Source organism: Apilactobacillus intestinapis (genome assembly GCF_049166695.1).
Taxonomy (GTDB): Bacteria; Bacillota; Bacilli; order Lactobacillales; family Lactobacillaceae; genus Apilactobacillus; species Apilactobacillus kunkeei_C.
The window spans coordinates 47,841-55,211 of sequence record NZ_JBMHFD010000009.1; the positions used below are offsets into that span (position 1 = coordinate 47,841).

7 protein-coding genes are annotated in these 7,371 nt (G+C 39.1%); all 7 read left to right on the forward strand.

The genetic code is table 11. The annotated features are described in order from the left end of the window. Window position 1: 1 nt before the first annotated feature. The 7 genes from purH to ACOMA7_RS06155 all read left to right on the forward strand — a co-directional run bounded on the left by purH (window position 2) and on the right by ACOMA7_RS06155 (window position 7,364). Window positions 2–1,534, forward strand: a complete 1,533-nt coding sequence (gene purH, locus ACOMA7_RS06125; RefSeq protein ID WP_421392671.1) for a bifunctional phosphoribosylaminoimidazolecarboxamide formyltransferase/IMP cyclohydrolase — start codon at window positions 2–4, stop codon at window positions 1,532–1,534. Between the two features lie 9 nt (window positions 1,535–1,543). Continuing rightward, window positions 1,544–2,803 (forward strand): phosphoribosylamine--glycine ligase, encoded by a 1,260-nt coding sequence (purD, locus tag ACOMA7_RS06130; RefSeq protein ID WP_421392673.1) that lies wholly within the window; start codon window positions 1,544–1,546, stop codon window positions 2,801–2,803. Window positions 2,804–2,917: 114 nt separating this feature from the next. Next, window positions 2,918–3,508: a DUF1003 domain-containing protein gene (locus ACOMA7_RS06135; RefSeq protein WP_054608520.1), complete on the forward strand. Its 591-nt coding sequence runs from the start codon at window positions 2,918–2,920 to the stop codon at window positions 3,506–3,508. A gap of 129 nt (window positions 3,509–3,637) precedes the next feature. Further along, window positions 3,638–4,870: an MFS transporter gene (locus ACOMA7_RS06140; RefSeq protein WP_421392676.1), complete on the forward strand. Its 1,233-nt coding sequence runs from the start codon at window positions 3,638–3,640 to the stop codon at window positions 4,868–4,870. Between the two features lie 190 nt (window positions 4,871–5,060). After that, window positions 5,061–6,287, forward strand: coding sequence for an MFS transporter (locus ACOMA7_RS06145; RefSeq protein ID WP_034534784.1), 1,227 nt, complete (start codon window positions 5,061–5,063; stop codon window positions 6,285–6,287). Window positions 6,288–6,419: 132 nt separating this feature from the next. Next, window positions 6,420–6,746: a hypothetical protein gene (locus tag ACOMA7_RS06150; RefSeq protein ID WP_034534785.1), complete on the forward strand. Its 327-nt coding sequence runs from the start codon at window positions 6,420–6,422 to the stop codon at window positions 6,744–6,746. Window positions 6,747–6,875: 129 nt separating this feature from the next. Continuing rightward, the gene (locus tag ACOMA7_RS06155) at window positions 6,876–7,364 is read left to right on the forward strand and encodes a helix-turn-helix domain-containing protein (protein ID WP_034530918.1); all 489 of its coding nucleotides are present in this window, start codon (window positions 6,876–6,878) and stop codon (window positions 7,362–7,364) included. Window positions 7,365–7,371 lie beyond the last annotated feature (7 nt).

Genomic DNA, 7,371 nt, shown 5'->3' on the forward strand with positions numbered 1-7,371 from the left:
ATTGAAAAAGTTAGCATTGTTAAGTGTCTCAGATAAGAATGGAATTGTTGAATTTGCCAAGCAACTAGAACAACGTGATTACGATATTGTCTCAACCGGTGGAACATTGAAGACTTTATTAGACAACGGTGTAGACGCGATTGCCGTTGAAGAAATTACTAATTTCTCTGAAATGTTAGACGGTCGTGTGAAGACACTACATCCACGCATTCATGCTGGAATTCTTGCTCGTCGCGACAATGAAGAACACATGCAACAACTAAAGGAACAAAACATTGGTCTAATCGATCTAGTTTGTGTCAACCTATACCCATTTAAAGAAACCATTGAAAAGCCGGACGTTACATATGCCGATGCGATTGAAAACATTGATATCGGTGGTCCTTCAATGCTAAGAGCCGCTGCTAAAAACAGCCAAGACGTTATCGTAATTACCGACGTAGCAGACTACGACGACTACATCGCTAGATACGACGCTAACGAAATCGACGCTGAATACAGAAGCGGTTTGGCAGCGAAGGTCTTTAGACATACTGCAGCTTACGACGCATTAATCGCCAACTACCTAACCAAAGAAGAATTCCCAGAAAAGCTAACTTACACATATGAAAAGGTAGAAGCAATGCGTTACGGTGAAAACAGTCACCAAAAGGCTGCATACTACAAGGAACCAATTCCTGAAACATACTCACTAGCTAATGCCAAACAACTACATGGTAAGAAGCTATCGTACAACAACGTAAGGGATGCCGACGCCGCACTTCGTATCGTCGCAGAATTCCCAGACCAAGCTACTGTCGTGGCATTAAAACACATGAACCCATGTGGTATCGGTACTGCCGACGACCTACTAACCGCTTGGAACCTAGCTTACGAATCAGATTCAACTTCAATCTTTGGTGGAATCATTGCTCTAAACCGTGAAGTTGATTTAGCCACTGCCGAAAAGATGCATGCCATCTTCTTGGAAATCGTAATCGCTCCATCATTCACCGACGAAGCTTACGACGTATTGGCTAAGAAGAAAAACATCCGTTTACTAACTGTTGATTTCGACAAGATTAACCCAGATAAGAAGGATCTAGTTTCTGTTCTAGGTGGGATGCTAGTTCAAGAACGTGACTTACTTCATGAAGAACCAACTGAATACAAGGTTGTATCAAAGAAGCAACCAACTGAAAAGCAAATGAAGGCTTTAGCATTTGCCCAAAACGCCGTTAAACACGTTAAGAGTAATGCGATTGTTGTTACCACAGACCATCAAACTTTAGGTGTTGGTTCTGGTCAACCAAACCGTATTGACTCAACTAAGATTGCTATCAAGAAGGCTGAAACTAAGTCAGATTACGCAAACGCAGTATTAGGTTCAGATGCTTACTTCCCAATGGATGACTGTGTGGAATTCGCTGCTAAACACGGTATTACAGCAATTGTTGAACCTGGTGGAAGTATCCGTGATCAAGATTCAATTGATAAAGCAGATGAATTAGGCATTGCCCTTGTATTTAGTGGCAACCGTCATTTCAAACACTAGAGTGAGGTTATGAAGAAGATGGAAAAATGGTTATTGATTGGTTCAGGCGGTCGCGAATATGCGATGGCACAAAGTCTAGCTAAAAACGACAATCGAGAAGTTTTTGTAGCACCCGGTAATCCAATGATGAACTTCATCGACAGGGTTCAAACTGTTGATATCGAAGAATTAGATTTCGATGGTCTAATCGAATTTGCCTTGGATAATCAGATTGATTGGACAGTGGTTGGTCCCGAAAAACCACTTAGTGACGGCATTGTTGACCGTTTTACTGATGCTGGCTTGAAAGTCTTTGGACCTAATAAAGAAGCTGCTCAATTGGAAAGCTCCAAAGAGTTTGCTAAAGAGGTCATGCAATCAGCAGATGTTCCAACCGCTGCTTATGCGACCTTTAGTAATCATGATGACGCTCTTTCGTACATGGAAGAACACGATTTCCCAATCGTTGTGAAACTAAACGGTTTGGCTGCCGGAAAAGGGGTTTTCATAATTAAAGATTTAGATGAAGCTAAGGAAACTTTGGCTAAAATCTTTGATAATGATGCCAACCAGGAAATTCTGATTGAAGAATACTTAGATGGTCAAGAATTCTCGATGATTGTGATGGTAAACGGATTGGATGTCATAACCATGCCATTAGCGCAAGATCACAAACGTATCTATGACGGTGATAAGGGGCCCAATACCGGTGGGATGGGCGCTTACAGTCCACTTCCTCAATTCGGTGACGACGTCTTAAACGAGGGGTTAGTGAAGGTGATTAGACCCGTGTTGGCTGAAATGCACAAGCGAGGCATTTTGTTCCAAGGTTTTCTATACGCTGGATTAATCCTGACTAAAGACGGTGTCAAAGTCATCGAATTCAACGTTCGAATGGGTGATCCGGAAACTCAAGTTATCTTGCCACAGTTGCAAGGTGATTTGGGGGATGTGATTGTCAAACTAATGAACCATCAAGAACAAACCGTTGATTGGCAAACCGACCGATACTTCCTTGGCAACGTCCTAGCTGCTAAGGGCTATCCTGGTAACCATAAAAACGGGCTTACACTTCCTCAATTTAGCGATGAAAAACTTTCATTGGCTTACGCGGGAGTCGAAGAACAAGACGAAAAATTAGTCAGCTCTGGCGGACGCATCATGATGGTAATTTCCTCAGACAAAGATTTAAAGGCTGCTCAAGCAAACGTTAATCAAGCAATTAAGGATAACGTTGATTCAAACAACTACGCTTATCGAACCGACATCGGTGATAAGGCGTTTAGATAAAACAAAAAAGCTATGGTTGATGCCATAGCTTTTTTTGCTGCAAGTTTTTATCTTTGTATATTAGGTTAATAAAGTATAGACTTTTGGTTATACATATTTTAGGGAGTTGAAACAATGGAAAATTACGCACAACAATACGCTGATATTAAAAAAGCGATGCGAAAAGACGAGGCGGCTTTCAACAAGATTGACCGTCGTTTAACCCAAAAAATTAACAACGAAGATTTTAAAGTAATCGATGCCGATAAGGCCCTACAAGAAAACTACACATTTGGTAAACGCTTAGCTGACAAGGTTGCTAAGGTCGGTGGATCATGGGGATTTGTTATCTCATTTGTTGTCTTTTTAGTTGGCTGGATGTTCATTAACGTCATGCAACTATTCGGCTGGCATTTTGATCCATACCCATTCATTCTTTTGAACTTGGCACTTTCGTGTATTTCCGCCATTCAAGCACCCATCATCATGATGAGTCAAAACCGTGCTGGTGAAAAAGACGATTTAGACCGTCGAAATGACTACCACGTTAACCTACGTTCTGAAGAAGAATTGAAGCTATTGCACGCCAAGGTTGATTTACAAACCAAGTATAACAAACACCAAAGCCAATTGAACCAACTACAAATGGAAATGCTAATTCGTATCGAAGCTTCCCAACGTGAGAAAAATATCGAAGATAATTTACAAAACAAAAAGGATGATTAATTATTTAATCATCCTTTTTTATTCACCTTTTTATGTAAAAAGGGGTTGTTTTAATCGTAAATAGTGGTAATATACGTATAATATATTAAATATAGATAATATAGTTCGTATTTTGAAAGGATGAATAAAATGGATATTGTCAAAGAGTCAAAGGGATTTAGTACTAACCAAAAAAGGACGTTAGCATCTACATCCACCGGGTTTGCTTTGGAGAACATGGATAGCATGTTTTTATCGTTTGCGTTATCTTCAATGATTTTAACTTTACATATTAGCCCCGCAGCAGCCGGATTAACCTCATCAATTACAAACATTGGGAAGTTTGTTGGAGCTTTATTATTCGGGATTTTAGCTGATAAGTTTGGTCGTGTTAAGGTTTTCTCATACACCATCTTCTTGTTCGCGATTGCGACTGGATTATTATTCTTTGTACATAACATTTACGAAATCTACGCACTTCGTTTCATCGCCGGAATTGGTGCCGGTGGGGAATTCGGTGCCGGAGTTGCCTTGATTGCTGAAAACTTCAGGGGTCACAAAATTGGTAAACTTGTTTCATGGTCAGCGACCGGTGGTCAATTGGGGGCCATCGTTGCCGCCGTCATTGCCTCAATCGTCTTACCACTATACGGTTGGAACACATTATTCTTATTTGGTTTAATTCCAGTAATCTTGGCATTCTTTATTCGTCGTCACTTAAAGGAAAGCCCAGCCTTTGAAGAAGAAAAGGCTAAACACGATGACAAAACGCCTAAAGTGTCTGTATTAGAGTTATTCAAGACTCCCGCAATTGCGTGGCAAACATTTGGTTTGATGGTCATGATCATCGTTGAAAAGGCCGGATACTACGGTATCATGAGCTGGCTACCAACCATTATGCAAAAACAATTACACACATCAATTTCAAAGTCATCACTATGGATGGTGGTTACCATCATCGGTATCTGCGTTGGAATGGCTACCTTTGGTTACATTCTAGACTGGTTAGGACCTCGTCTAGCATTTGGTCTATACATGATTGTCGCTGCGGTTTCAATCTATGGAATCGCGATTGCTCATAGCCCAATCACATTGTTACTATCTAGTGCATTCGCTGGTTTCTTTGCTTCCGGATTCTATGGTGGATTCGGTGCTGTGATCAGTCGCCTATACCCAACTAGAATCAGAAGTACTGCCAACAACACAATCATGGCCTGTGGTCAGTTAATTGGTGGTTTATCACCATTTGTGATGGGATTCTTGATGGTTAAGTACTCACTATTTGAAATCATGATGATGTTATCTTCAATGTACATCGTCGCAGTTCTAGTGATGCTATCAATTAGAAATATCGGTAAGTTTAATAAAGAATACGCTAAATAAGAAGTTGGCAGAAGACTGCCGGCTTTTTTATTTTCCGAACATTACTAAGGAGAAATGGTGATTTTTATCGCAAATATCGATTAGAAATAGAAAAATGTTGCCATTTTCATAACAAAGTAGCATAATATACGTATATTATAAAAACAAATCAGATTAATGTTCGTGATTAGACAGAAAGAGGAATTTATAGATGGATGTCATTAACGAATCAAAGCACTTTAGTTTTGATCAAAAAAAGACGCTTGCCTCCACTACGGTTGGTTTTGCACTAGAAAATATGGATAGCATGTTCTTATCGTTTGCGCTATCATCAATGATTTTGAGTTTACATATCAGTCCCGCAGCTGCAGGACTTACTTCAACAATTACCAATTTAGGAAAACTATTTGGTGGATTGTTATTCGGAATTTTGGCTGACCGATTCGGTCGTGTCAAAATCTTCTCACATACAATTTTCTTGTTCGCGATTGCGACAGGATTACTATTCTTTGCTCATAACATTTATGAAATCTACCTACTAAGATTTTTAGCGGGGGTCGGTTCCGGTGGTGAATTCGGAGCAGGGGTGTCACTTATTTCTGAACACTTCCAAGGATTTAAGGTCGGCAAGATTATCTCCTTCTCAGCCGCAGGTGGTCAAATGGGTGGAATCATGGCTGCGATTATCGCTTCCATCGTGCTTCCAATGTTTGGTTGGAACACACTATTCCTATTCGGTTTAATTCCGGTTGCCTTGGCTTACTTCATTCGTCGTCATCTAAAGGAAAGTCCGGTTTACGAAGCGGAAGTAAAGAAGAACAACAAGCTTCCACACGTTTCATTCTCCGAACTATTTAAGACTCCACAATTGGCATGGCAAACCATTGTCATCACCATCATGGTGATTGTTGAAAACGCCGGTTACTACGGCCTAATGATCTGGTTACCAACCATCATGCAAAAACAACTTCATGTCTCAATTTCAAAGTCATCACTATGGATGATTGCCACAATCGTTGGTATCAGTTTGGGAATGATTAGTTTTGGTTACATCATGGACAAGATTGGTCCTAGGGTGGCGTTTGCATTCTTCATGTTATCAGCTGCCGTTGCCATCTATGGAATTGCGATTGCGCACAGTGCAATGATGCTATTGGTATTTAGTGCACTAGCCGGATTCTTTGCCGCTGGTTTCTACGGTGGCTTTGGTGCCATCATCAGTCGCCTATATCCTACCAATATTAGAACCACTGCCAATAACATGATCATGGCAATTGGTAAGTCAGTAGGTGGTTTCTCACCCGTAATGATGGGATTATTGATGGCGAAGTTCTCATTGATACAAATAATGGTCTTCATGTCACTAATGTATCTAGTTGCTGTTATCGCAATGTTGACACTAAAGAAGCTTAGAAACTTTAACCACGGCTACATGTAAAATAAATAAAAAGTGAATTTGATATAAGCAAAAATTGACCTGGTGTCTATTTTTAGTTATTATTAGGTTAAGAAATAATTATAAAATGATTAGATATAATTATTTTCATTCATATTCAGGAGGATTTTCATAATGGATAACGGTTCAAACAACCAACAACCAGATTTTCAACAACAAAATGGTCAACCAAATGGTGGTAACCAATCAATCTACATCAACCAAGCTAAGGCTAATGGTATCGGTACTGCCGGTTTCGTTCTATCATTAATCGCTTTATTGGTTACTTCATGGATTCCATTTGTTGACTTCGTAGTATGGCTATTAGGTGCCATCTTCTCAATTATTGGTTTATTCAAGCAACCTAAGGGTCTTGCTATTGCAGGTACTATCATTTCATTTATTGGTATTATCTTCATCTTATTCGTTGTAACTGTTCTATTTGGTGCAGCATTAGCTTAATACTAGTAAGATAAAGGTGCTTGATTTGATTGATGATTAAAACAAGTACATAAATAAAAAAACACTATCCATTAGGATAGTTGAACTGAACCCCTTGAGTTGGAGAAATCTAACCTAAGGGGTTCTTTTATGTTTTCTAAAGAATTAAAATTAGCTGCCATTAAAGATTATTATAATGGTTTAGGATTTACAAAAATTATTAATAAGTACGGTATCAAAGGGTCTGCGACCCTTTATGAATGGATTAGGAAAGTTGAACAATTTGGAATTGAATATTTCTCAAAAAATACAAAGACATATTATGAATATTCATTTAAAATAAAGGTCATAAATTGGCGACTTAAAAATCATGAATCGTTAACAAATGCCGCACGGCATTTCGCAATAAGTGCTCCTTTTGTGATATATCAATGGGAACGCTTAGCAGCTGAAGGTCGCCTAAATAAACCTAAAGGAAGACCGCCTAAAATGAAAAATAATAAAGATATGTCAGTGTACGAAAAGAATAAGCAACTTGAACAACAAGTAACATACTTACAAGCTAAGGTTGCATACTTGGAAAAATTGGACGCCTTGATTCAAAGCAAAAAATCACCAACAAAGAAAAAGCGCAAATAATAAATGA